The following is a 23,785-nucleotide window of genomic DNA, read 5'->3' on the forward strand; positions in this document are numbered from 1 at the left end:
TTTTGGCTTGTCAACAGGTTATCAACACTCTGAGGCCGTCCAGAGGCATTCCAAGGCGCGGCGACCGTCCACTCCCACATCCCTGGAGAAGTCGTTGACGAACATCCGAATGTGCGACTCGATGACCTTTTCGTCGGAAATTTGCGCCTTTTCACGGATGAACGGAGTCACAAGCTCAATCCGATTTTGCGCCTCGAGCAGGCTTCGGCGAATTTCGCATTCGACATTCCTTACAACTTCATCTGAAAGCGAGCGGCGAGATACAGCTATTCCAAGCGGAATCGGCGAACCAGTATGCTCTTCCCAGTAAGCACCGAGATCCTGCAGCATGTGAAGTCCGTCACGTTTCCAGGTGAAGCGATGCTCATGAATGGTGACCCCCTGGGCCGCAGACTTGTCTAGCAGCGAGGAATAGACCTCGTTGAAAAGGGCGTAACGCACCTGCGGTGCACACACGCCAGGACGGCCAGACTTGTCGCCATATTCGCGCGAAAACCAGAAGCGGAACAGGAGCGCGGCCGTCGTATTTGCTCCGGGAAGGACAGTTTCCTGTGCAGGGTCGAAGGTGCTGGAGCCCGAAGAGAGCAGGAGCGGGCCACAGCCATACCCGATGGCGCCACCGCACCCGAGGCACACGTAGCGGTCACGAATCTTCGGATAGACCTGTGCGCTTACCTTCGCCACGTCGAGTTCGCCGCGCAACACCATCTCGTTCAGGGTCTGCACATCGGCAAAATGCACGTCCCATTCAAAGGGGGACTTTTCGAGACCACGGACGAGTGCTTCGTAGATGTAGGTGTCGTTGGGACAGGTGGAGATGCCGAGGGAAAGACGCATGGTTAATGGATGATTGATGATAGATGAAGGGAGGTGCGGGAGGCGGGTTAAAGGTTATCCAAGACCTGCTCCTTGAGGGCTTTCAGCGCCTCGGGGATACGCCAGGCGGAAGTGTCGCGGTCGGTAGCGATGTTGCTCACGGCACGGAACTGATAGCCACTCACGCCAAAACGCTTGCATACGGCAAAGCAGGCGGCCCCCTCCATGGTCTCAACATCGGCATCGAAAAGCGCGGAGCGGCGGGAAGCGAGGTAGGCAGTGCCCGTGCAGCAGTTGACGGTGACGCCCGAAACGGAACGGACCGTCGCAAGGGGAAGCGTCAAGAACCGCGGAGAATCTCCCCTATAGGAAACGGTCGCACCGGAAACATCTCCCCAGGGAACAAAATGCCCTTCTCGCGTTTGAACTCCGATATCACCCACGATTTCGGAATCGACGCGGACCACCTCGCCCACCCCGATACCGCGGCCCGGATACGCACCGCAAACGCCCACCTGGACAACTCGGTCATACTTGCCCTGGGAAAGGAACTGAGCAAGGTTCACGGAAAAATCAAGAAGGCCCACCCCGCAGACAGCCAATTCCAAAGCGCTGTTCAGGGGTTGGGGCGTAGACGACGCCACGACGGCCGAAATCTTCGGGAACAGGGCGCTGAATTCTTGCTTGGATGCAAACGCGACGAGGGTCTTGCTCATGGCAGCCCCCGTTACTCGAGTCTTTCCACTTCGGACTTGAGTTCGCCTTCGAGTTCCGCAATCCTTTCGAGCGAAAGCATCCAGGGTTTTTCGACTTCGCAACGAGCGACGGCTACCGCGGTAGATTTCACGAGGCATTCTTCGAAATCAAGCCCCATGCTGTCGGCATAGAGCCAACCCGCAAAGAAGGAATCGCCGGCCCCTACATTGTTCTGGACCTCGATTGTGGTAGGCTGCAGAATCAGTTCCTGGAACTTCTTCTCCACAAGCCTGAACGCATGGACCGGAGATTCCTCGTCGGTCACCACCAGGTTCTTGATGGGGAGGCGTTCCAGGACGGCTGTCGCCGTCATCTTCCAGAACTGCGGACTAGACATCACCTGCGGAATTCCCAGACGCGAAAGAAGCTTGCAATACTCCTGCAAGTTTATCTTCAGCAATTCGACGCCCTTGGCAAGCCATGCATCGACATTCTCGATTGCATCGATGTAAATCTTTTTGCCCGCGAAGTCGAGATTATTTATCAGCGTAACATCAAAGCCCTGCGGGAATGTGCCGCACAAAGCCACGCTCTGCGTCGAATTCCAGTACTCGTTGAGGCTCTGGATAAAGTCGTCATTCTCGGACGGGGTAATAATCGGGGAAGGTTCAATCAGCTCGGTTGAACTGCCCTCGCTCACGATTGTCGTGCAGATGCGGGTCGGCTCCTTGATCCACACGGGAGCCTGGTTGATTCCGCAAGCCGAAATTTCATCGAAAATGCGCGGACCGTATTCCGAGCCCAGGAAGTGCATCATCAGCGGAGAACCACCCAGGAGTTGCAGCACGCGTCCACAGTTGATTCCCTTGCCCGAAGCGTATTCCTCGACTTTCGAGACACGATGGACTTCGCCCAGCGTAAATTTGTCCACAAAGAACAGGCGCTGCCAGGCGGGATTGAGACCGAGAATCAACGTTTCCTGAGGCATAATTCTCCCTAGAAATTCACCTTGTAGAATTTGCGCTTGCCCACCTGGACGACAAGATTATCGCCGCCCTTGATTTCAATCTGGGCCTGCGGGTCTGCAAGCTTTTCGCCGGCAACCTTCACGCCGCCGTTCTGGACCATGCGGCGGGCTTCGCCCTTAGAGGCGAAGGCCTTGATTTCTACAAGCAGGTCGAGCGCTCCGTAGGTGCCGGGAGCCACGCTGCATTCGGCAGCATCGCTCGGGATGGCGTTACCGCTGTGGATTTCGCGTTCCTTCGCGGCGGCGGCCTCGGCGGCCTCCGCACCGTAGTACTGCGTCACGATATCGATGGCGAGGCGGTGCTTGGCATCATTCGGGTTCATCTTGCCTGCGGCAATGTCTGCCATCATCTGCTTGATTTCTGCAAGCGGAATGTTCGTCAGGAGTTCGAACCAGTTCTCGACGATGCTGTCAGCGAGGCTGTAAATCTTGTGGTACATCACGTCGGCGGGTTCGTTGAGGCCCACGTAGTTACCGATGGACTTACTCATCTTGACCTTGCCATCCGTACCGAGCAAAATCGGCATAAAGAGACCGATCTGCGGTTCCATGCCTTCGAAAATCTGGAGGTCACGACCGCGCAACACGTTGAACTTCTGGTCGGTGCCGCCCAATTCCACGTCGCTCTGGATGGCGACGGAATCGTAGCCCTGCATCATCGGGTACATGAATTCGTGCAGGCTGATGGGCGTGTTGGCCGTGTAGCGGTTGTGGAAGTCTTCGCGTTCAAGCATCTGGGCTACAGTGAACTGGCCCATGAGTTCGGTCACCTTGCTGAACGGGAGCTTGGAGAACCATTCGCCGTTGTAGTGGATTTCCACCTGGTCGCGGCGGACGACCTTGAAGAACTGTTCCTGGTATTCCTTCGCGTTCTCGAGCACCTGTTCATGCGTGAGGCGCGGGCGGGCTTTGTTGCGGCCGCTCGGGTCACCAATCTGGGCAGTGTAGTCACCCACAATGAGCACAACCGTGTGTCCCAAGTCCTGGAACTGGCGGAGCTTGCGCATCACGACCGTGTGGCCGAAGTGCACGTCCGGGGCTGTCGGGTCAACACCCATCTTGATACGGAGCGGGACCCCGGTATCGTAGGACTTCTGGAGTTTCTTTTCGAGTTCTTCTTGCGGAACGACGTCGATAACGCCGCGCATCAAAATATCAAGCTGTTCTTTTACAGGACGGAATTGCATAATGTTTCCTTGTTTTTCGGAGGGAAATATAGAATTAGTGCTTGAAATGAATTGTAAACTCATTCAACACAATGCGGTTCTTTATCGCATTATCGGTCTTTTACCGCACAGAAGACCACAAAAAAACAAGTGCCGATGTCATGTATTCGTAGAACACATACTTTTTTTCAAAAAAAACAACAAAAAAAGCCTTGATTTGGGGCAATAGATAGTTATCTTTATTTTATCCAAAAATAATCTAGGAGAATAAATGAAAAACATTTTTTGTATCGTTGCCATTGCGTCCGCACTCAGCTTCGCAGCATCTGAGCCTAAAACCCATGATGGGTTTTTCCTGAGTTTCGCTTTGGGCATGGGATACCAGGCAATCCATTTCGTTGCCGATGATGGGGATGATCTGCATAGCCTCAGCGAATCCGGAGCCGCCACCGACATCGACGTAAAAATAGGCGGACGAATAGCCAACAACACCCTCCTGCATTTGACCCTTGCCGGAACAACGAAAACAGGAACCGTAGGCGACGACGATTACTACGGCGACGACGACATCAAAGCCAACATGTCCCTTCTCGGCTTGGGGGTCACCTATTATTTTGGCGGTAACTTTTTCGCCACTGGTTCTCTCGGAATAAGCCAGTTCCATGCCAATAATGACGTACGGACATTCGAAGCCACTGTCAATGCCAGCGCAAACACTCCTGCGGATGTCAACTCCGGGTTCGGCTTTCAAGTTGGCGGTGGCAAGGAATGGTGGGTCAGTGACAACTGGGGAATCGGAGCATCGGCGGCACTTCTTTTTGGTTTTGCAAATACTGTTTATGATGACAGTGAATCGTCCTTGGGCATAACACTGCGATTAACCGCAACCTGGAACTAAAATTTCCAGCAAAAAATCTATTTTCCAAAACCAGCGAGGTCTATACCGAGCTGGTTTATTTTGTACGTAAGAATGCGCGGAGTCGTGGAAAGACTGCGCGCAGCAGCGGCAACTTTTCCCTTGCTGCTCTTGAGGGCGTCGCAGATGATGTCCTTTTCGTAGGCCTCCACCATGAGTTTCAGGTTTCCGTTCACCGGGGTACCGCTGGTTTCGGCGGTCTGCAGCGTGGTCGGGAAATGGTGCGGATAGATGACGTCCTCGTCAGCAACGAGGACGGCGCGCTCAATACCATTTTCCAGTTCGCGCACGTTTCCGGGCCACGGGTAACTCATGAGCATGTTGATGGTCGTACGTGCAAGGCGGCGCACGTTCTTGCCCACGATGCGGCAGTAATGCTCCACAAAGTGGTCCGCCAAAAGCACGATGTCCGTCTTACGGTTCCTGAGCGGCGGCACGTAAATCGGGAAGATGTGCAGCTGGTAATAGAGGTCTTCACGGAAGGTTCCCTCTTCGACCATCTGCTGCAGGTTCTTGGTGGTGGCCGCAATCACGCGCACGTTCACCTTTTTAGAGATGCGGGCGCCAATGCGTTCCACTTCGCCGTTCTGCAACAGGCGCAAGAGTTTCACCTGAAGGTTCGGCGAGAGTTCGCCCACTTCGTCGAGGAACAGCGTGCCGCCTTCGGCCTGTTCTACGCGGCCGGGCGTCTCGGCGAACACGCCCACAAGGGCGCCACGCACGCTGCCGAACAGTTCGCGGTCAAGAACCGATTCGGGCATGGAGGCGCAATGGACGCGGACGAACGGGCCCATGTTGCGGTCGGAACGGTAATGGATTGCTTCTGCAACGAGCCCCTTGCCCGTACCGACCTCGCCCACGATGAGCGCGGGGAGGGGGCTCTTCGAGACCTGGTCAATCTGCGCATACACGCGCTGCATCTCGCTGGAGCGACCAATGATGTTGTCGGGCTGGAAACGGTCCTTGAGTTCCAATGTCAAGCGCTCGTTTTCGGCCTTCAGGAGTTCATTTTCTTCGCGGGCTTCGCGACGGAGCTTCACTGCCGCCGCAAGCATCTGCGCGATGATTTCAAGCAGGCGGAGCTTTTCGGGAAGTTCGTCTTCGACCGGATTCTGCACGTCGGCACTGAAGGCGCCAATCACCTGGTGCTCCATAATCACGGGCACGCAGAGGAACGCCTTGTCCTCCGTCTTGCCGCGGCCCGTACGGTCCAGGAAGTCCGGGTCTTTTGCGACCGAGGGAATGATAATCGGCTTGCCCGTTTCCACGACGCGGCCGGTAATGCCCTCGCCCACCTTATAGCGGCCCTTGCGCGCCTGGCGACTGCTCAAGCCTTCCGCAATTTCGATGGAAATTTCGCCCGTGTGGCGGTTGTACAGCGTAAGCGTCGCATGCTCCACGCCCATCGTAGATTCCACCACCTCCAAAATCGGATGTGCAACACTCTCGAAATCGAGCGTCTGGTTCAGAATGGAACTGATCTTGTAGAGCAGTTCCAGTTCCTGAATTTTGGATTGCGACGTGGGCATACAACAGAATTTAGAAAAAACAGGCGGAATGTAAAACCATCGCTCTACCACTTGAGCTACAGGGGCCCGTACCCCTGGCCGGACTCGAACCGGCGACCCATGGCATCAAATAGGAACATTCTATGCCTGTCTTAAAAATCTTACGCGAACAATTCGATGAGGGAGTCCTTGCTCAGCTGCGTCAAGTCCAGCCCGACTTCGTCATCGTCGCTTTTGGCTTCTGTAAAGCCAGCAGCTTCCAGAACCTCCTTCAAATTTAGAAAAGATCTTACTTTTACACGGAACTTGTCTATTACGATTTTCTCCAATTTACGCGAGGGAACCCTTCCGCTGCCGATATTCAAGTCCATCAGCACAAAGCGATTATCGATTGTCATCGCGATATTCTTCCGTTCGTACCCTTCTACAGGAATCATGAATTCCGCCACGACATCGCCTGGATCCACCATCGGACCGCATTCGCTCTTGTCCAAATTCAACGAAGCACGGTTGCATCGAGCGACAAAGAACTTGAACTGAGAATCATTCGTTGTTCCACTAAATCTGCAAACTTCGAATTTTCCTTCGGGAGCCTTCCCGCCGATATACATCAATTCCGTTGCCCCATTGGGCGCATTGGTTACATCGCCAGAGTAAATGACAGTTTCCTTGTTGCCGCTTTGGGAACTGTAACGGGCATTCCAGCCATAAGACGCCCCGTCAAGCGACATGTAATGGAGGTCGAAATCGTTCGTGCCCCAATCATTATGCCAATAAATTCCGACAATGTTATGGTCGTCGCCCAAATCTACACTTGTTCCCATGGGGTAATTGCCAATGAAATTTTTTTCGCTGGAAGGGACCGCAATGTTCAAGCCCTTCGGATAGCGAACCGTGCAAGCCTTCGGCTTGAGACTTTCAACTAGCGAATCATGGAGAATCGTATAGACCTGCATCAAATACATATCGTCATTTTTTGGGGCATAGCCTTCGCGCACGAACAATTTACCATTGCGGATGACGTAGCACTGCCCCGACTGCCCCGAAAGTCGCATCTTGACGCCCTGCAAGAGCGTCGCCTTTTTGAAATTCGAAATACCGCCGACGTTTTTCCTGACATCTTCAAGGTTTTTCTTCTCGACAAGAACTGTTTCCCAAAAGCCCTTTTCAAGAGGGGTATGGTTCTTTTCGGCAAGCTTACGGAGTTTATTTACAACGGAGGCATTTGATACACTTTTTTCTGCTTCAGCTGGAACTTCAACACCGATTTTCTGTGCCGCCGCAATAAAATCTGGATTCAAAATCGGAGATTTTTCTGCACTCGCTTTCATGGCGAGAAAGAGCGGCTTAAAGCGAAGGAAAATCCTGGAGAGTTTCACAAGCTGGGCATCAGACAAAGCGCCAAGGGGAATTTTGCTTGCATTCTTTTTTACGCAGGCAATAGCGTCCTTGCTCTTGATAAGCATGGTAGAACCGGTCGCACGATAGACCAGGCAACGAAGCAAAGCGAATTCATCTTGCGGATACACGCCCGTCAAAGAGGCTATCGTCGCCTGAGCTTCCTTGTTCTTCACATCGTCAATCGAAAAACCGAATTCGCCCCATTCGGCAAGAGCGCTTACAACATATTCCGAACAAATCTTTTGGGTTTGCCCATTCATGGCGATACCCGACTTGATAAGCCCCGCGCACTTGTCGAACAGTTCCCTCTTGGCGCACGGCAAAATGACCTTGAACTTTTTGAAGGGGATGACGACATCGTCATGGTTCGGCATATAGCCTTCACCCTCCGTAAAGCCCGTTCCGTAGGTCGATGCGTAATGGCACAGCTGATCCACCAGGAGTTCAAATCGCGTCTTGGATACAATATCCGCCCATTCCTTGTAAAACGTCTTGTTGTACTTTGTCTTGGCAACTTCTCGGACCCACTGCAGGGTATCGGAGTTGCAGCAATCAGGATGCACCAACCACCCATATTGGGCGGCCTCGGCGTTCACTTCTTCGAAGGAGAGAGCTTTCGCGTCACCCTCGGTATTGCTCAAGGCAACATTGAAATACGAAATGAGTTCAAGATTCATAATGCATCCTCAAAAGTTGCGAGTCGGGCTGTAAAAATTTAGGGCGTGCCCGCGAGGGCGCAAATAGGAACAGCCTATGACTCGCTAAAATCCGCTGAAATCCGTTTACATTGTCAAATAAAAGCCTTCTACTTTATATATCGCGCTTTTATCTAAAAAAGCAAATCGATTTCCAACTTTTTTCGTATTTCAAATATACATTCAATTCAATGTCAAAAGATGACATTTTACAAATTTTTCTACTTAATCCGGTCGCCGCAGAATTCCTGGCGGCCACAGTTTTTGCAGTGCGAGCCCATCCAGAGCGTGTCGAACTGTTCAATCGCGGGCTGCACGAGTTCGGGGTCGTTAGTGAGGATACCCGCCTCGAAGTTGCGGCGCAAGCTGCTCTTCATGCCGATGCCCGCACCCGTCAAGTTCGCGGAACCGATGTAGGCGGTCTCCAAGTCGAAAATCATCATCTTGAAATGCACCCGCGGGCACATGACGCGTTCGAGATCGGTCGCCAAAATCTTGAAGCGGTCAAAGTCCTCGCGGAAGTTCGGGCCGGGCTCCTTCGCGTGAATGAGCCGCACGCCAACGCCACGCTTCAGGAGTGCGGCCAGTTGCCCGAGCAGTGGCATCGATTCGCCGTCCTGCTTCACGTAGACATCCTTGATGTCGGCAGTGCCGATCCACAACGTCTCGCGGACCTTCGCAATCCGCGCGATGACCTCGGAGTAATGTTCCTCGTTCTGGATGTACTTGGTGAATGTGGGCACGGGAGTAAAGATAACCTTGCTCTTGTTTTTTGTCATGCGTTTTTATATATTCGTTATCGTATTCGGACAACCCGGACGACAGCGGTAAACTTGCAGAACATCAAAGCAAGCGAGTTCCCGGCCCGGATGTTACACCATCTGCGCCTAGCGTTTAAAGAAAGCAGGTATAAAGTCGGCAAGCGACGCAGCCGATCACGGGAGTGAGCCTCCTCCTGCAAGGTGACAGACTTCCGCCAAGCAATGGCTTGGCGCACATACAATCACTAACAATCCCATTCTGGGGCAACGCCCCTATTCTGCCGCATATACGGCAAAGGACTTTTATGTCTATCAATCCCGTCTTTCCCGATTTTGCGGAAGCATCCCGCGAATACTGGGAACAACTGACCTATGAAAAAATCAAAAAACGCACCTACTTGGACCCGCTCTACGATGTGGCATTCAAGGTTTTCCTGAACGACCCCGAGGCTCTTGTGAGTTTCTTGAACGGAGTTTTCCACCTGGAGGGCGAAAAGCGAATCGTTTCCGTTACGGTGAAGAACACCGAGGTGAACATCCTTTTCCCGCAGACCAAAACTTTCCGCCTCGACATCCGCGCGACAACGTCCAACGGGTACTGCATTAATGTGGAGATGCAGAAGGCGAAGCACAGTCGCTTTATCGAGCGCATCCTTTTGCAACACAGCGCCTTCATGCTCCAGAGCAAGTATGAATGGGACCAGGATTTCTTTAAGGAATCCGCAAGGGATCTTTCCGACGAGGAACGCGCTCTGCGCGAAGCCTCCCGCTACGAAATTCCTCCCACCTACGCCATCTGGGTCTGCGATTTTCGCCTGGAACAGCAGGACGGCTACTGCGGCACCTGGGGCGTCCGTAACGAGAAGGGGTTGACGCTGACCGACAAAGTTAAGTATATTCTTTATGACCTGACGCAGTTCGACAAGACGGAAGAACAGGTAGAGACTGACGAAGACCGCTGGCTTTGGCTTTTGAAGCACGCCGGCGAATCCGACTCGCTTCCCGACTTCAACGACGATGTAATCGCCCAGGCGATTAAGCGCCTTCTTGTAAAGACTGCTCCGGACAGCATCCTCAAACAGCAGGCAAGAAACATGGTGATGACGGAAGAAGAACTGGACTACCTGGCGACCCTCAAGGTCCGCGCCCGTGAGGAAGGCCGTGCTGAAGGACGTGAGGAAGGGCGTGCCGAAGGGCGCGAAGAAGGACGTGCTGAAGGTCGTGCTGAAGGCGAAATGAACAAGGCTCGGGAAATGGCGAAAGCCATGCTCGATCTTGGAATTCCCGTAGAAAAGGTTATGCAGGTTTCCAAGCTCACCGAAGACGAAATCCGCAAGCTCTAAGCGTCAAACGACAGTTCAAAAAAGGCATGTCAACACAAACGTTGGCATGCCGTATTGTAATATGCAAGGTATGTATTTCATTTTATAAAAAAATACCAACCGCAAGGCTAAACTTGCGATTGGTCACGTAAAATGGACTTTTTTACAGTTATTTCAACGCTTCCTGAACCAAGGCAGATGCGCGCTTGGCGTCGAAACGGCCCTTGACCTTCGGGGAAAGTTCCTTCATGATCTTGCCCATGTCTTTGGGGCTAGAGGCTCCGGTCGCCGCCTTGATTTCAGCGATGAGGGCCTTGACTTCGTCTTCGGTCATTTCGGCCGGCATGTACTTGCGATACAGAGCGATGCACGCTTCCTCGGCCGGGACCTTGTCCATGAAGCCGCCCTTCTTGAGGATTTCGATGGCTTCCTGCTTCTGCTTCACGCTACGAGCGAGAACGTCGACGCACATCTCGTCGGTGATGGTTTCTTCAATCTGGGCCGGAGTGGCACCAGACTTCATGGCTTCGTTCTTGATGTCGGAATGGAGGGTACGGAGCGTTCCGAGAGTTTCGGCGTCGTGCGCCTTCATGGCGGCCTTGATATCGTCCTTAATCTTTGTCAGCAATGCACTGCTCATGTTTTACCCCGAGCGGATAACGCCCCGCTCCTGGCGTCGTGGTTAAAGTTCTAAAAACACGCAACGAGCCACCGGTCATGGACCGACGACTCATCACTCAAATCAAAAACCTTCAAAAACCCTGGACTGCAGCCAAGACACCTTGGCCTAGCCGGACGCCTACTAGTAGAGGCGCTTGCGGTTCTGGTCAGCGATTTCCTTCAAGCGCTTGCGGCGGGCAGCCGTTTCGACGCGCTTCTTTTCTTCAGAAGGCTTTTCGAAGCGCTGACGCTTCTTGACATCGGAAATGATGCCATTCTTTTCGCAGGACTTGGTGAAACGCTTGAGAGCGCGTTCAAAAGGTTCGTTGGACTTAACAATTACGCCGATCACGATAATCCTTTGGTTGAATTAGATATTCGTTTTTTGGATAGCCAAATATATTTAACTCGCGGGATTTCGTCAAGGGTAACTTCAAAACAGAAGTTTCAGTCGCATATTTGCGAAATTAGGGCTTTTTTTCGTTATTTTCTTATTTATAACTTGCGGTTCCTCAAAGACTTATATATATTTTTACCAGAAAGCCCCTACTTTTAGGTTTTTTACATCGTTTTTGGGAGATTCCGAATGAAATCAGCATGGTCGTACCCACTTTGTGCCGCCGTCATCGCAGGCGCGCTCTTTGTTGGTTGCAGCAAAGAGGAACAGGAAATCGTTCCGGACATGAAACAAGCCGCACCGGCAGCCACAGAAAAGGCCCCCGCTGCCGCCGAACAAGCAGACGAGCCGGAATTGGTACCCATCCAGTCCCTTTCCCAAGGATCCAAGTCAGAACCCGCTGTTGAAGAAAAGTCAAAAACCGCGCCGGCACCGACCGCTACAGGCGACATCCAGCCGCAAAGTGAAGGTCCGTTTGTAATCCAGGTGAGCATCCAGCCCTCGAAGAAGGGCGCTGACGGCATCGTCAAGAAGCTTGCCGAACAGAACATCAAGGCCTACGTCGCCGAAGTGGAAAACCCGGGCGAACTCGAAGGTACCTACTACCGCGTTCGCGTCGGATTCTTTGCAACCTACGCCAATGCCCAGGAATACGGCAAGCAGGTGCTTTCGGCCCTGAACTTCCAATGGTGGGTCGACAACAGCAAGAATGACGAAGTTGGCAATCCGGCCGGCGATTCCGACAACAGCGGCGAATCCAGTTCGTACTACGCTCCTCCGCAGGACAACCAGCCCGAACCGGCCCCGGCACCTGAACCTGAACCGGCTCCCGCGCCTGCGCCCGCACCGGAACCTGAACCTGCGCCTGCACCGGAACCGGAACCTGCGCCCGCACCCGAGCCTGAACCGGCACCCGCTCCCGCACCAGAACCCGCTCCTGCACCGGAGCCTGCACCCGCTCCCGCTCCGGCACCCGCAGCCCCGCCTGCCCCACCTGCCGAAGACTTCGTGGACGACTGGGAATAAGCGGTTCGCGCAATCTTTACGAAAAGAGCTCCTCCGGGGCTCTTTTTTTTGCAGGACCTATTTTCTAAATTTGCAAACATGCCTACAAAGAAGCCCAAAGTTTTCGTTGTCCATTTAGGATGCGCCAAGAACCAGGTCGACGCGGAGAACCTCGTCGGCGAGATGCTGCACGCAGGGTTCGCGACTTGTGATTCCGCAGCCAAGGCGGACTACATCCTGGTGAACACGTGCGGGTTCATCGAGGCTGCGAAGGAAGAATCCATCAACACGATTCTCACACAAATTAAAAGCAAGAAGGCAAGGCAGAAACTGATTGTGTCGGGTTGCCTCTCGGGCCGCTACGGCGACGAACTCGTGAAGGAACTGCCCGAGGTGGACTACTGGGTAGGCACGTACAAGCCGGGCGAACTCCTGAAGAAGATGGGAATCGTCGCCCCGCAAAGCTGCGATGCAGAGAACCTCCCGCGCATGAACCTCGGCGGGTTCAAGCACCACGCCTACCTGAAGATTGCGGAAGGCTGCAACCGCCGTTGCGCCTACTGCGCCATTCCACTGATCCGCGGGAAGCAGGTTTCGCGTTCTATCGAAGACATTGTGGCAGAAGCCAAGGAACTTGAAAAACAGGGCGTGCAGGAGATTACCCTCATCGCGCAAGACACGACATACTTCGGGCGCGAGAAGGGCAAGAAGGGCGGCACCTTGGCCGGCCTGCTCCGCGCGATTCTCGACAACACGAACATCCCGTGGATACGCACGCTGTACTGGTACCCGATGTTCGTGGACGACGAACTTTTAGACCTGATGGCGAACGAACCGCGCCTCGTGAAATACGTGGACATGCCTATCCAGCACGCCAGCGACAACGTGCTCAAGAACATGAAGAGGAACTACCGCAAGAAGGAGCTCGTCGACATATTGCACAGGATTCGCGAGCGCATTCCGGGAGTCACGCTCCGCACGACCGTACTTGTCGGGTTCCCCGGCGAGACGCACGAGGACTTTGAAGAGCTGATGGAACTGCTAGAAGACATCCAGTTCGACCACCTGGGCGGATTCGTGTTCAGCCCCGAGGAAGGCACTCCCGTGATGAACATGGACCTGCCTGCCGTTGACGAGAGCGAGGCTCGCGCAAGGCTCGATGCCGTGACCGACCTGCAGGAAGAAATCGACGCGGAACACGCTGAATCGATGATTGGGAAAAAGGTACGCATCATCATCGACCAGGTGGCGGAAGAAAGCGAATACCATTTTTACGGGCGCACCGAAGGCAACTCGATGGAGAACGACGACGTCGTGAAGGTGCTCGAGGGCGACGCCGACGTGGGAGAATTCCACGACGCGCTGGTGGTAGACGCAGAACCGCACGAGCTGATTGTCAAAATTCTGGACTGAATAATTACTATATTTGCATTCGCAAAACCGGATGGATTCCGCCACGCGCGGAATTGCATTGGCCGGGCCCGTGTATCACAATGGATAGTGTCCCTCCCTCCGAAGGAGGTTATTCCGGTTCGATTCCGGACATGGGTATTAGAGCGCTCCGCACGGAGCGCTTTTTTATTTGCGATGCGTGTCGCTTATCGCGAGCCGTTTATGATTTATAGCAGCAGCATGATGCCGTCGACACCGAGCACCGTAACGCAGGCGACAACGGCTACACCTACGAGGCCGCGCCCGAGGAGCGACGCGATGACTGCGGCAACGAGCGCGCACGCTCCCGAAAGCACGCTGTTCGTGGAATAGAAGATGGCAGGCACCGTCATCGCGGCGAGAACCGTGTAGGGAACGTACGCGAGGAAGGAACGCCAGAAGCGGCTCTTGATTTTGCCCTTCAAAAGGACGAAAGGCACCGCACGCAGCAGGTAGGTGACACCCGCCATCACGAGCAGGAAGAAGCAGTAATCCCTCAGGTTCATGCGCTCTCCTTACTTTGTCCGCATTCCCCCGCGGGTTGCGCACCGGAAGGTTGCGCAACATTTTGGTCATCGGTCGAATCGTCATCGTCCTTTACCGGGAAGAAGGCTGCACCGAGGAGCGAGGCGATCAGCGCGCAGATAATAATCGCGAACCCGACAGTCACGCCACTGAGCGCAGGCACGTACCTGAACGCGCAACTGCAGGCAATTGCAATCAGGACGGCGATAAGCGTGGGTCGATGCGCCTTCATCTGCGGGACCACGATTGCGACAAACATGCCGTACAGCGCCACCCCGAGGGCGTTCGTCACTACCGCAGGGAGGATCTCGCCACAGACCGCCCCGCAGAGCGTACCCGAGGACCACCCGATGTAGGGGAGCACCATGAGGCCCGCAAAATACCGCGCCGTCACAGGTTCCGTCTGGCTTACCGCAAGCGCGTAGATTTCGTCCGTAATGCCCGTTGCCAACAGCAGGCGCTTGCCCGTACCGAAGCTGGGAGCCACCTTCTGCGACAGGGAAATCGCCATCAGGCTGTAGCGCAGGTTGATAAAGAAAGTCGCAATCGCCATCTCGATGAACGTGCCCGCGGCATCGGCCATAATCTGGAGACCCGCAAACTGGCCCGCCGAGGTGAGGTTCGTCATCGAGATGAACGTGACCAGCGGCCAGCTCAAAAGCTTGGAGCCTGCGATGCCGAACGAGAACGACACCGCGAAGTACCCGAGGCCTATCGGAAGGCCGTCCTGGACGCCTTTAGAAAACTTCATGGCGACAAATATAGAAAAATTCTATAGGAAATCTATGCAAATATGCAAATTTACGCATTTTATAAGAAGGCGTAAAAACAAGGGAAGGCTTTGCCTTCCCTACTACGTGGATTATTTGCGTGGGCAGCTATCGGTGCAATATTTTCCTTGTTACTTCACCACAATGCGGCGGACCAGCGTGCTGGAGCCCGCGCGGAGACGTACGACGAAGCTGCCTTGACGGAGCATTTCGAGATTCACAGAGCCCTTCACATGCGCGAAGGTCGCCACCGGAGAGCCCTGCATGTCGAATACTTCTACCGACATGTCGCTTGCGCCCGAGACATGAAGCGTACGGCCGGCAACAGCCATTGAAAGCGGGTTTGATACGCGCGACATGGCGACTGTCGTGCCTTCGCTGGAAGAGGATTCAGGCTCGGCACTCGAGGATGTCAAAGGATTTTCACTCGAGGACGAAACCGGAGACTCGCTGGAAGAAGAAAGCGCCGAGCTTGAGCTGCTCGTCACGGAGGAACTGCTTTCGGGGGCAGTCACGACAAACGTAATCTCGTACTTCTGCCCGTTAACCGTCACGGTTTCTACAGCCGTACCTACCGGGAAGCCCTCGTGCACGGTGCCTTCAACGGTCACCACTTCACCAGATTCCTTGAAATTAAAGAACCAGATATTCCATGTATCGCGATTGAACGACCGCACATTGCTGAACGTGATGGTTTCAAACGCTTCGCCGCGAGCAACAGTCTGCTTCAGGCTACCCGTCACAACAACCTGGTTCGCATCGCTCGAAGAAGATTCGGCAGAACTGGAAGACGATTCTTCCGAACTGCTGGACTCAATTTCTACGCCCGAAGAAGACGCTTCGCTACTGCTCGATTCAATCGACGAACTGGACGAAGCGACACTTGAACTGCTTTCTTCAGAAGAGCAGCTTTCGATGCTAGACGACGATTCAGCGGAACTCGAGCTTTCCTCACTGCTAGAAGATGCGATAGAACTGGAAGACCGTCCTAATACCGTAATCTTGCCCGTTGCAGAAGTATTGTTGTCGAGACCGGTCACCGCTATCGTATAGTCATACACATAGTCGGTCAACGAATCGGCTACAATACCCGAAATCGTATACGTCTTCGCATTGTCATCCTTCGTTCCTTTTAGGCCAGCAGGTATTCCCGACAAAGTAATCTGTTTCATATTCTCGTACCTGTAGACAATCGGTTCGATGGCATCGCCCGCAGTCACCGTCTGCGTAGAATTCCCGCTAACAAGCTCGATCAAGGTCACCAACGGCTTATGCTTCACCGTAATCTTCGCGGAGGCAGTCGCATTGTTGTCCGGACCGTACACCGTCACCGTTGCCGTGTATTCCTTATCGGAAAGACTTTCGTCCACAGCGCCGGCAATCGTCAGCGTTTTCGCGCTCTTGTCCTGAAGCATCGAGAATGTTCCCTGCGGAATCCCCGTCACCTTTGCAGAATCCATATTGGCATAGCTGAGCACGATAGGCTTGATAGAATCACCAGCGGTCACCGTCTGCGTCGAGTTGTTCGTCACAGAAACCGTCGTCGTTACCGGCTTGTGCTTCACGGTTATCTTGCCCGTAGCGGTCGCAGTCGAGTCGGCTCCCACCGCGGTAACCATATAAGAGTATTCCTTGTCGCTCAAAGAATCGGCGACCGTTCCCCAAATCGTGAAGGTCGTATTGCTCTTGCTTACCACGCCGTTCAATCCGGCGGGAAGCCCGGCAACGCTGATATTCGTGACATTCTTGATGCCGTAGACGATAGACTCGATGGAATAGCCCGCAGTCACCGTCTGGTCTGCTTTCCCGCTCGTAAGCTGGAGCACCATCTGGACCTTGGAGGAACTCGAGGACATGCTGGAAGAAGAAGCTACGCTCGAGCTGCTCATCACGGAAGAACTGCTGGATGTCGGAGACGGTACAGGCTTAAACGCCAAACCGGAGCAGCGCACGTCATCGACATACAGGTAGTTCATGCTCGGCTGCGTACCCTTGATTTCCCAGGTGAACTTGGCGACACGCTTCTTGGAAAGCGTCACCGGCTTGGCCCAGGCTTCCTGCGACAGCATGTTCCAGGGAATCGTTACCGTCGTCCATGAGCCCGATGCGGCCTTTGTTATCTGGTGGTAGCCGTAATCCGTCACGTCAGTATCTTCGGCCTTAAAGTTGTGCGCGGCACCCTTGTACCTGTAGCTGATTTCGTTACAGGCCGAAAGATCGTAGGCGGTCTGCGATTCGTTCAGGGCCACGCCGAGCGCCACATACGGGTCGTATGGGTTGTCGCCCTGCGAAAGCTTCACGCCGGTCACTCCCGCCACGTACTTGGTAGAATTGCCTGCCGTAGAGCCCGAGAAGACCACATTGTAGCCGTCGTTTCTGCCAGGACCGTTGGAAATCGTCGATGCACCCTTGTCGCCCTTGTCGGTATAGGCGTACCATTCGCCACCGGTAAAGGCAAAGCCGTCACCGTCTTCCAGGTCGTCGATGTAGTCGGTGTAGCCCGCAGGCAGCGAGCTCGAAGAACTGGCAATGGAGCTGCTGGAGGTCGGAGTCGTAGAACATGCCGTATAGGATGACGGGAGTGAAGCGAACACATTAGTATTGACCCACTGACCGCTCGTCGAATAATTCCAGGCGCCACCGTCAAAGTACGAGGCCGTCTCATCCTTGTTCGAGACAGACCAGTTGGCTCCCGAAAGGTTGTGCTTCTTCATCCAGTTGTACCAATCGGTGCTATAAGAAGCGTTGAATCCACCGTTGCCACTAGGTGCCGAATTGCCCCATTCGGAAACGAATACGGAAAGTCCGCCGTTCATCGCATCTTCTGCATTCTTGCCCTGGTTGTCGATCGTATGGCGGTAGGGATCCTCGCCCGCATAGTAATGGAATGTATAGGCGATGTTATTGTCATTGATCGGATCCGCGAGTGCCGCGTTCGTATACTGGTCGTAGTACGGGGTTCCCACCACGACAAGGTTGTCCGAATACTGGCGGATCGTCTTGAGAATGGTCCTCGCATAGGGAGCGATGCCGTTCACCCAATAGGTCCTCGCCCCGCTTGCATCCACCCACGAGTCGCCGCAGGAATTCTTCGGCTCGTTGTAGATTTCAAAAATCACGTTGTCATAGCCGCCCCACCTCTCGGCCATGTAGCCAAAGAACTGCTTGGCCTTGCTGGTATCACCCTCCGCACAATGGCTATGGTAGTCGATAATCACGTAGATGTCGTTATCGATGGCGGCCTGGACCACCGTATTCATCAGGCCCTTGTAGTAATCCATTTTGGAGAAATAGTTGCCGGCACCCCATTCCTCGTCGACACCCATGGGTGCGCGGATAATCTGAATCTTCTGGTCCTTTACTAATTTATCCACAGTGCTTGCCGTCCAGAAATCCGCACCGGCATCACCGCTCGCAATCGCCCAGAAAAGGCTCATGCCCTGCACGGCAACTTCGTTGCCACTGGTAACGCCCTTGCACTTACCATAGATCTGGCCCTTGCCGCTGGAATTCTTGCCCGCCTGGAGCTGGCCGTACTGGCTCACAGGCCCGACACGACCGAACGCACTCGCCGCCAACAGGGCAGCCATCAAAAGCGTAATCTTTCTCATACACACATCCTTCAAAGGTTACACCATTCCCTACCCCCAAATTTAATTTCTACACGCCAAAAATCCACGTGACAAAAAACACAGCAGAAAGATTGCCGTTTACCGCAGTAAACGTTCCCCGGCCAACAGAAACAAAAAACCCCGCTTAATGCGGGGCGTAAATCCGTTCGAAACGCGGCAACGATTAGTTTTCGTTGTTGTGCATTTCCATGGTTTCGCGGTCCATCGTGTGCTGCAGGTATTCCTTGAAGTCACGGTCGATGTTCACACCGTCGAAGTCCATGTCGTCGTTTTCCAACACGAACACGGCGCTCGGGTTATCGAGCCAGCCCACCACGTCCACGCCATCGAGTTTCATGGACTTGTCGCCGGCGAGAGCTGCAACGTATTCGACCTTGGACTTGGGTACCCAGCCCTGGCCGCAGCTACCCTTGACCAGCACATCGGTATCGCCGTCCTTGACGATGGTAAGTTCGTCATTGAACCCGGCAGTGCAGACTACGTTTCCACCACCCTTTTCCTTGGTGAGTTCAATATCACCGAGCTTGGATTTGACCTTATTGGGAGCAGCGAAGGCTGCAGCGACCATCAAACCAAGTGCCATTACGAAAAGCTTTTTCATATCGTTCCTCAAAAACAAGGTAAAATATTCAACAATGCATAAGGAATATACCTTTTATTTTTGCAATTGGTCACAATTTCTTTTAAATTTTTACATCATGAAGAAGATTTTTGCCATTTTTTGCGTTTTTTTAGCCCTCGCCTGTGCCTTTTTCGCCTTCCAGATGAAAAATCGGCTGGCCGAGACCTCCAAAAACGGCGAAACCGTGCTCATAAATATACCCAAGGGGAGTTCCGCCGGGCACGTTTTCGGCATCCTCCGCGAGAAGGGAATCTGGGACGACGAACTGGCCTACAAGGTCTGGTGCAAGCTTAACCCGCCCTCCCCGAAGGCCGGCTGGTTCGAGATACCCCCGCACCAGACCCTCGACGAAATTGCAGGCATCATCGGGAGCGGCAAGACCGCGGTACGCCGGGTGACCATACCCGAAGGTCGGGCCTCGTGGGAGATCCCCGCCTATCTCAAGAAGGCGTTCCCGGACCTGAACGAAAAACGCTGGAACGAACTCGTCCAGGACCCGAAGTTCGCCCGAAGCCTCGGAGTCGATGCGAACTCGCTGGAAGGCTACCTGCTCCCGGACACCTACCCCTTCCCCATCGACGCGGACGAGGAGACGATACTCAAGCAGATGGTGGCAGCGAACCTGAAGGTGCGCGACCAGTTCATGCCCGACTCGGCTAGTTCCATGTGGAAGACGCTCGGCAGCTGGCACAAGGTGCTTACACTGGCAAGCGTAGTCGAGGAGGAGACGGGCATTCCCGATGAGCGCCCGCTTATCGCCGGAGTATTCCACAACCGACTGAGGATTGGCATGCCGCTCGGGGCAGACCCGACGGTGCGGTTCATCTTCAGGAACCTGACCGGGCCCATCTACAAGAGCCAGCTCAACAGCGACAGCCCGTACAACACCCGCAAGTTCAAGGGGCTCATGCCGGGCCCGATATCGAACCCCGGGCGCAAGGCGATACAGGCGACACTACACCCCGACAAGACCGAGGCTCTTTACTTTGTCGCAAAGGATGACGGGAGCATGACGCACTTCTTCAGCAAGACGCTCTCCGAACACAACAAGTACAAGGACGTGGCGGCAAAGAACCGCGGCGAATAGAACGGCGGAATCTAAATCCTAGAACAGGTCGTATTCGCCGATTCGGATAAAGTAGCTATAGTTGTCGAAATCCGCGAGATCGCCGAAGGTTTCGCTATCCACGACACGAGACATTCCTGCATAAATCTTAACGGACTTGTAGGCCAAGCGCAGGGCCGGTTCAAAGACGAACCTGTGCTTTCCGAAAGTCGCGGTCGGATTTTCCTCGAAATCATGGACATAGGCAAAATTAAGCCAGAGTCCGGAGCCCCTGTAATGCAAGCCTCCCTGCAGGCGAACCAACCCATAATGGTGCGACACCAAATCCGGATTAATCCATTCCATGCTCCAGGGCGTCGCCGCGATGCGGGGGCGGATACAGTTGTCGAGGGGTTCAATCTCGAAGGATTCCGGATATACGTAACCGTAACCATGCTTATGGTACTTGTTCATCGCGAAGGCGGCAAGCGCATTCAATGTCACGAAGGGCTTGGGCGAAATGGCATACTGCGCATCGAAATACGAAGTGATGAATGTCGGGATAATCTCGTCGAATCCGAAGTCGTAGCCGATGGACGTAAGGCCAATATCGCCATGGAAGGCAAAGCCGTTTTCCGAGAACCAGACCCGTCCATCGCCCGAGACATATTCATAGCGCAGTTTCTGCGACGCAGGATACATCTCGAATTCCCCGCCCGGATAGTAGCGGCGTTCAAGTTCGTAGACGCGATCCGCAAAAAGGAAATCCGCAGAAACCTTCTGGTGCTTGTCAAACCTGTAGAACATGGATGCAAAGATATCGCTCTTCTTTTCGGAACGGATCCTGTAATATCCGGGAACGTCTTCGGCAAAGGTTTTTAACGGCTGGAGTTTCTGCCAGGTATACCCGACTTCCATTCCCCAATCCAAACTCCAGAGCCGGCCAATTTGAGCCTTCGGGGCAAAGCCATAGGAGGTTCCGCCCCAAAAACCGGAAAACATCAGTTGGATTTCCATCTGATCCACATGATAAAAATCGATTTCGGCATAGGCATTCGGACCGATGACATTCGACCCGAACCCGCCAACAGCCACATCGAAAGTCGGCCTGATTTCGGCATCCACTAGGACATCCCCATCAAGCTGCATGTCGAAAGCCACGGAATCAATCGCAGGGAACCGCAAAAGGCTGTATGCAAAATTTCTCGGAGCGACAATTCCCGTATCGCTTTCGCTCCAGTAGGATTTCACGGGGGAATGCGTCTCGGCGGACAGGCTATCGAACGAGGGTTTGAACTTGAACCACGGAATGGACGCCACGTGAGCCGAACCGTAGTCGCCTCGGCGCATGCCGATGGGAGCCATCTGAGAGAGTTTCGATTCGAGCGCAGAGAATCCCGCCTGGATCCAGCCGTTGCGCGAAGTATCCGACACCGTATGCGGACGCACTACGATTCCGGGCTGCGACCCAAGATTTTTTAGAGTATTCAACGCAATCGCCTTCTGCGGTCCCGAGACACGAAGTTCTCCGCGGAGAGGGGCCGCAACCGCAATAATCGCCATTTCGTCGGGAGAATCTTCCGCAGGGAGCGCAAGGTAAGGGCAAAAGTCTCCCGGCATTTCGCTTCCCTTCACAGGCAAGCTCCCCATGACTTCCTTGAACGAACTTCCGAGCGAGCCGTCACAACCCAAAACGGAAAACGGGATTCTGTATTTTCCGCTATGGCGCAAAATCGATTCCTGAAGGCGGAGATAAGAAAGAGACGACTGCACGTTACCCGAATCGGGGATAAGCAATTTCTGTCGCCTGTGAACATTTCCCGAGGAATCGACATAGAACGAAAACCGTTCGCGAAGAGCCGGCATGCCGGACTCCGAAACAGGAAGCCTGTAGCGGGGCTCCCCGGCAAAACCCTCTTTAGAAGAAAGTATTCTCGAGAAATCCTCGTCGCGCAAAATCCGCTGGATGTCATCCAGCGAGACGCCCTTCGTCCAGAGGTATCCGACAAAGGCTCCCCACGAAGTCCCTACAACGGAATCTACAGGCACAGAATAAGCTTCAACCGCATAAAGCACGCCGAGGTGGAACCACGGAGAATTCTCCCCGCCTCCCAAATAAAGAACGGACTTTATCTGGCGAGAGGAAACCGCGGAATCCTTTTCCGGATCGGGATTCCGATTTTGAACCGAATCGGGAACCGTGCTCAGGGCTTCAAGGGTCGCAGCGGCATCCGCGAGCGAATCGACATTCCCGGGCGATTCCGGCAACTGCCCTGACAGTGTATCAGCAACCAGAGCCTGCGTGGAATCCGTAGCTTGGGCGGGCAGCAGCGAAAAAGCGGCAAGGGCCGCCGTGCAAACGGTTCTAAACAACCTAGCCGAGAAGCGCGACGTTAGAGACATACCTCTCCGCGACATCGCGGGCAATGTACCCCGCCTTCACAAGTTCGGCCAAGCAATCATCCATCAGAAGCATTCCCTCCGAACCCGAAGCGGCGATAATCGATGAAAGCTTGAAAAATTCGCCGCTACGAATAAGCGTAGCAACCTTCTGCGTATTGAACAACACTTCCCAGGCAGACACCGGAGTTCCATCGGAAGCACCGGGAAGCAGCCGTTGTACAACAATTGCCTTGAGATAGGCGGCAAGCATCGTGCGGCAAAGGTCACGCTCCGTGGAGGGGACCATCGAAAGTAGGGCATCCATCACTCCGGCAGAATTGCCCGCTGTCACGTTGCACACGACAAGCGCACCCGCTTCTGCGGCACGCAACATCGGCAACAGGTTTTCGCCGCTGAAATCGCCAAGCCATATAAGATCGCAACCACTGCGGAGCGCCTGCGAAATACGGTCGGCCACCGAGCCCGAGGAATCACGCAGGACAAGGCTACCGCCCATATTCACGGGAATTTCTTCGAAGCCATTCAGAAGGCTTGCACGCAACACCCGGGACTCGCAAAGAGAGCTCACATAGGCCGTCGCGGTCGTCGTCTTGCCCGAGCATGCCGGCCCTGCAAACACGACCAATCCCGAACTTAGCGCCAAAAGGCTCGAGGCAGACTGCGGGGCGCCCAAGGAATCAAAAGACGGACATTCCGCAATCAGCGGGCGAAACACGGCTGCGTTTCCGAGGGCCGCACGGAAAAACCGGACGCGCCACTTGCATCCAGCCCACGGGCCGCAAACCATGAAACCCGTATCGCCTTCCATTGCGCCCAGGAACTCGCGAAGAGAACCGAATTCCACCTCGGGAGCATCGGGAACAACGCCCACCTTGCCAGCAAGGCGAACAGCGGGAGCGGCACCTTCTGTCACAATCAGCTCACTTGCGCCAATGTTGACAACATAATCTAAAATCGGTTCGATTTCTGTAGCCATAACACAATCTC

General features: G+C 54.2%; 20 protein-coding genes and 1 tRNA gene. 6 read left to right on the forward strand and 15 right to left on the reverse strand.

The window, feature by feature from the left end; genetic code table 11:
- Positions 1-21 precede the first annotated feature (21 nt).
- Genes B4A77_RS07825 through tyrS form a run of 4 tightly spaced genes read right to left on the reverse strand, consistent with a single transcriptional unit; the run spans position 22 to position 3,726 of the window.
- Positions 22-837, reverse strand: a complete 816-nt coding sequence (locus tag B4A77_RS07825; protein ID WP_290728452.1) for a 1,4-dihydroxy-6-naphthoate synthase — start codon at positions 835-837, stop codon at positions 22-24.
- Positions 838-884: 47 nt separating this feature from the next.
- Complete coding sequence (gene mqnB / locus B4A77_RS07830; protein ID WP_173381880.1) at positions 885-1,532, reverse strand: futalosine hydrolase; 648 nt, start codon at positions 1,530-1,532, stop codon at positions 885-887.
- Between the two features lie 11 nt (positions 1,533-1,543).
- The gene (locus B4A77_RS07835) at positions 1,544-2,500 is read right to left on the reverse strand and encodes a 1-phosphofructokinase family hexose kinase (RefSeq protein ID WP_173381881.1); all 957 of its coding nucleotides are present in this window, start codon (positions 2,498-2,500) and stop codon (positions 1,544-1,546) included.
- 8 nt (positions 2,501-2,508) lie between these two features.
- The gene (tyrS, locus tag B4A77_RS07840; RefSeq protein WP_290726233.1) at positions 2,509-3,726 is read right to left on the reverse strand and encodes a tyrosine--tRNA ligase; all 1,218 of its coding nucleotides are present in this window, start codon (positions 3,724-3,726) and stop codon (positions 2,509-2,511) included.
- 250 nt (positions 3,727-3,976) lie between these two features.
- Between tyrS and B4A77_RS07845 the strand changes: the two genes are divergently transcribed.
- Entirely contained in the window at positions 3,977-4,603 is a 627-nt protein-coding gene (locus B4A77_RS07845) for a hypothetical protein (protein ID WP_290728450.1), read from the forward strand.
- A 17-nt stretch (positions 4,604-4,620) separates the two neighbouring features.
- On the opposite strand, the gene B4A77_RS07850 is transcribed toward B4A77_RS07845, so the two are convergent.
- From B4A77_RS07850 to B4A77_RS07860, 3 genes are all read right to left on the reverse strand, one after another.
- Entirely contained in the window at positions 4,621-6,150 is a 1,530-nt protein-coding gene (locus B4A77_RS07850; RefSeq protein ID WP_290739744.1) for a sigma-54 interaction domain-containing protein, read from the reverse strand.
- Positions 6,151-6,290: 140 nt separating this feature from the next.
- Positions 6,291-8,207, reverse strand: coding sequence for a hypothetical protein (locus B4A77_RS07855; RefSeq protein WP_290739747.1), 1,917 nt, complete (start codon positions 8,205-8,207; stop codon positions 6,291-6,293).
- A 239-nt stretch (positions 8,208-8,446) separates the two neighbouring features.
- Positions 8,447-9,004, reverse strand: a complete 558-nt coding sequence (locus B4A77_RS07860) for a phospholipase D family protein (RefSeq protein ID WP_290739749.1) — start codon at positions 9,002-9,004, stop codon at positions 8,447-8,449.
- A gap of 287 nt (positions 9,005-9,291) precedes the next feature.
- Here B4A77_RS07860 and B4A77_RS07865 point away from each other — a divergent pair, with 287 nt between their 5' ends.
- Positions 9,292-10,329, forward strand: coding sequence for an Rpn family recombination-promoting nuclease/putative transposase (locus B4A77_RS07865; RefSeq protein ID WP_290739751.1), 1,038 nt, complete (start codon positions 9,292-9,294; stop codon positions 10,327-10,329).
- A gap of 148 nt (positions 10,330-10,477) precedes the next feature.
- On the opposite strand, the gene B4A77_RS07870 is transcribed toward B4A77_RS07865, so the two are convergent.
- Both B4A77_RS07870 and rpsU read right to left on the reverse strand, forming a co-directional pair.
- Positions 10,478-10,948 (reverse strand): GatB/YqeY domain-containing protein, encoded by a 471-nt coding sequence (locus tag B4A77_RS07870; RefSeq protein ID WP_290734213.1) that lies wholly within the window; start codon positions 10,946-10,948, stop codon positions 10,478-10,480.
- A gap of 162 nt (positions 10,949-11,110) precedes the next feature.
- Positions 11,111-11,320 (reverse strand): 30S ribosomal protein S21, encoded by a 210-nt coding sequence (gene rpsU / locus B4A77_RS07875; RefSeq protein WP_173366553.1) that lies wholly within the window; start codon positions 11,318-11,320, stop codon positions 11,111-11,113.
- Between the two features lie 234 nt (positions 11,321-11,554).
- Here rpsU and B4A77_RS07880 point away from each other — a divergent pair, with 234 nt between their 5' ends.
- The 3 genes from B4A77_RS07880 to B4A77_RS07890 all read left to right on the forward strand — a co-directional run bounded on the left by B4A77_RS07880 (position 11,555) and on the right by B4A77_RS07890 (position 13,921).
- Positions 11,555-12,391, forward strand: a complete 837-nt coding sequence (locus B4A77_RS07880; protein WP_173366554.1) for an SPOR domain-containing protein — start codon at positions 11,555-11,557, stop codon at positions 12,389-12,391.
- 78 nt (positions 12,392-12,469) lie between these two features.
- Positions 12,470-13,783: a 30S ribosomal protein S12 methylthiotransferase RimO gene (gene rimO / locus B4A77_RS07885; protein WP_290739754.1), complete on the forward strand. Its 1,314-nt coding sequence runs from the start codon at positions 12,470-12,472 to the stop codon at positions 13,781-13,783.
- A 66-nt stretch (positions 13,784-13,849) separates the two neighbouring features.
- Positions 13,850-13,921, forward strand: a tRNA-Arg gene (locus B4A77_RS07890).
- A gap of 68 nt (positions 13,922-13,989) precedes the next feature.
- Here the strand turns inward: B4A77_RS07890 and B4A77_RS07895 are convergent.
- The 4 genes from B4A77_RS07895 to B4A77_RS07910 all read right to left on the reverse strand — a co-directional run bounded on the left by B4A77_RS07895 (position 13,990) and on the right by B4A77_RS07910 (position 19,311).
- On the reverse strand, positions 13,990-14,307 hold the full coding sequence (locus B4A77_RS07895; protein ID WP_072807790.1) for an AzlD domain-containing protein: 318 nt from the start codon (positions 14,305-14,307) through the stop codon (positions 13,990-13,992).
- Positions 14,304-15,077 carry an AzlC family ABC transporter permease gene (locus B4A77_RS07900; RefSeq protein ID WP_290728440.1) on the reverse strand — a complete coding sequence of 258 codons (774 nt, stop codon included), beginning with the start codon at positions 15,075-15,077 and terminating at the stop codon, positions 14,304-14,306. Before B4A77_RS07900 ends, B4A77_RS07895 begins: the two co-directional genes overlap by 4 nt.
- 150 nt (positions 15,078-15,227) lie before the next feature.
- Complete coding sequence (locus B4A77_RS07905; RefSeq protein ID WP_290739758.1) at positions 15,228-18,707, reverse strand: CIA30 family protein; 3,480 nt, start codon at positions 18,705-18,707, stop codon at positions 15,228-15,230.
- Positions 18,708-18,891: 184 nt separating this feature from the next.
- Entirely contained in the window at positions 18,892-19,311 is a 420-nt protein-coding gene (locus B4A77_RS07910) for a hypothetical protein (RefSeq protein WP_254794669.1), read from the reverse strand.
- Between the two features lie 115 nt (positions 19,312-19,426).
- Here B4A77_RS07910 and mltG point away from each other — a divergent pair, with 115 nt between their 5' ends.
- The gene (gene mltG, locus B4A77_RS07915) at positions 19,427-20,437 is read left to right on the forward strand and encodes an endolytic transglycosylase MltG (protein WP_290726213.1); all 1,011 of its coding nucleotides are present in this window, start codon (positions 19,427-19,429) and stop codon (positions 20,435-20,437) included.
- An 18-nt stretch (positions 20,438-20,455) separates the two neighbouring features.
- Here the strand turns inward: mltG and B4A77_RS07920 are convergent, their stop codons facing one another.
- Positions 20,456-22,798, reverse strand: a complete 2,343-nt coding sequence (locus B4A77_RS07920) for a patatin-like phospholipase family protein (RefSeq protein WP_290739761.1) — start codon at positions 22,796-22,798, stop codon at positions 20,456-20,458.
- Positions 22,770-23,774, reverse strand: coding sequence for an ATPase, T2SS/T4P/T4SS family (locus B4A77_RS07925; RefSeq protein ID WP_173365200.1), 1,005 nt, complete (start codon positions 23,772-23,774; stop codon positions 22,770-22,772). The genes B4A77_RS07920 and B4A77_RS07925 overlap by 29 nt, the downstream gene beginning before the upstream one ends.
- Between the last annotated feature and the right edge of the window lie 11 nt (positions 23,775-23,785).

It is taken from the genome of Fibrobacter sp. UBA3718, from assembly GCF_002371935.1.
Lineage (GTDB): Bacteria > Fibrobacterota > Fibrobacteria > Fibrobacterales > Fibrobacteraceae > Fibrobacter.

Excerpts from the sequence above, each read along its gene's own strand:
- B4A77_RS07825 (WP_290728452.1), bottom strand. The coding sequence starts at position 837 with ATGCGTCTTTCCCTCGGCATCTCCACCTGTCCCAACGACACCTACATC.
- mqnB (WP_173381880.1), bottom strand. The coding sequence starts at position 1,532 with ATGAGCAAGACCCTCGTCGCGTTTGCATCCAAGCAAGAATTCAGCGCC.
- B4A77_RS07835 (WP_173381881.1), bottom strand. The coding sequence starts at position 2,500 with ATGCCTCAGGAAACGTTGATTCTCGGTCTCAATCCCGCCTGGCAGCGC.
- tyrS (WP_290726233.1), bottom strand. The coding sequence starts at position 3,726 with ATGCAATTCCGTCCTGTAAAAGAACAGCTTGATATTTTGATGCGCGGC.
- B4A77_RS07845 (WP_290728450.1), top strand. The coding sequence starts at position 3,977 with ATGAAAAACATTTTTTGTATCGTTGCCATTGCGTCCGCACTCAGCTTC.
- B4A77_RS07850 (WP_290739744.1), bottom strand. The coding sequence starts at position 6,150 with ATGCCCACGTCGCAATCCAAAATTCAGGAACTGGAACTGCTCTACAAG.
- B4A77_RS07855 (WP_290739747.1), bottom strand. The coding sequence starts at position 8,207 with ATGAATCTTGAACTCATTTCGTATTTCAATGTTGCCTTGAGCAATACC.
- B4A77_RS07860 (WP_290739749.1), bottom strand. The coding sequence starts at position 9,004 with ATGACAAAAAACAAGAGCAAGGTTATCTTTACTCCCGTGCCCACATTC.
- B4A77_RS07865 (WP_290739751.1), top strand. The coding sequence starts at position 9,292 with ATGTCTATCAATCCCGTCTTTCCCGATTTTGCGGAAGCATCCCGCGAA.
- B4A77_RS07870 (WP_290734213.1), bottom strand. The coding sequence starts at position 10,948 with ATGAGCAGTGCATTGCTGACAAAGATTAAGGACGATATCAAGGCCGCC.
- B4A77_RS07880 (WP_173366554.1), top strand. The coding sequence starts at position 11,555 with ATGAAATCAGCATGGTCGTACCCACTTTGTGCCGCCGTCATCGCAGGC.
- rimO (WP_290739754.1), top strand. The coding sequence starts at position 12,470 with ATGCCTACAAAGAAGCCCAAAGTTTTCGTTGTCCATTTAGGATGCGCC.
- B4A77_RS07895 (WP_072807790.1), bottom strand. The coding sequence starts at position 14,307 with ATGAACCTGAGGGATTACTGCTTCTTCCTGCTCGTGATGGCGGGTGTC.
- B4A77_RS07900 (WP_290728440.1), bottom strand. The coding sequence starts at position 15,077 with ATGAAGTTTTCTAAAGGCGTCCAGGACGGCCTTCCGATAGGCCTCGGG.
- B4A77_RS07905 (WP_290739758.1), bottom strand. The coding sequence starts at position 18,707 with ATGAGAAAGATTACGCTTTTGATGGCTGCCCTGTTGGCGGCGAGTGCG.
- B4A77_RS07910 (WP_254794669.1), bottom strand. The coding sequence starts at position 19,311 with ATGGCACTTGGTTTGATGGTCGCTGCAGCCTTCGCTGCTCCCAATAAG.
- mltG (WP_290726213.1), top strand. The coding sequence starts at position 19,427 with ATGAAGAAGATTTTTGCCATTTTTTGCGTTTTTTTAGCCCTCGCCTGT.
- B4A77_RS07920 (WP_290739761.1), bottom strand. The coding sequence starts at position 22,798 with ATGTCTCTAACGTCGCGCTTCTCGGCTAGGTTGTTTAGAACCGTTTGC.
- B4A77_RS07925 (WP_173365200.1), bottom strand. The coding sequence starts at position 23,774 with ATGGCTACAGAAATCGAACCGATTTTAGATTATGTTGTCAACATTGGC.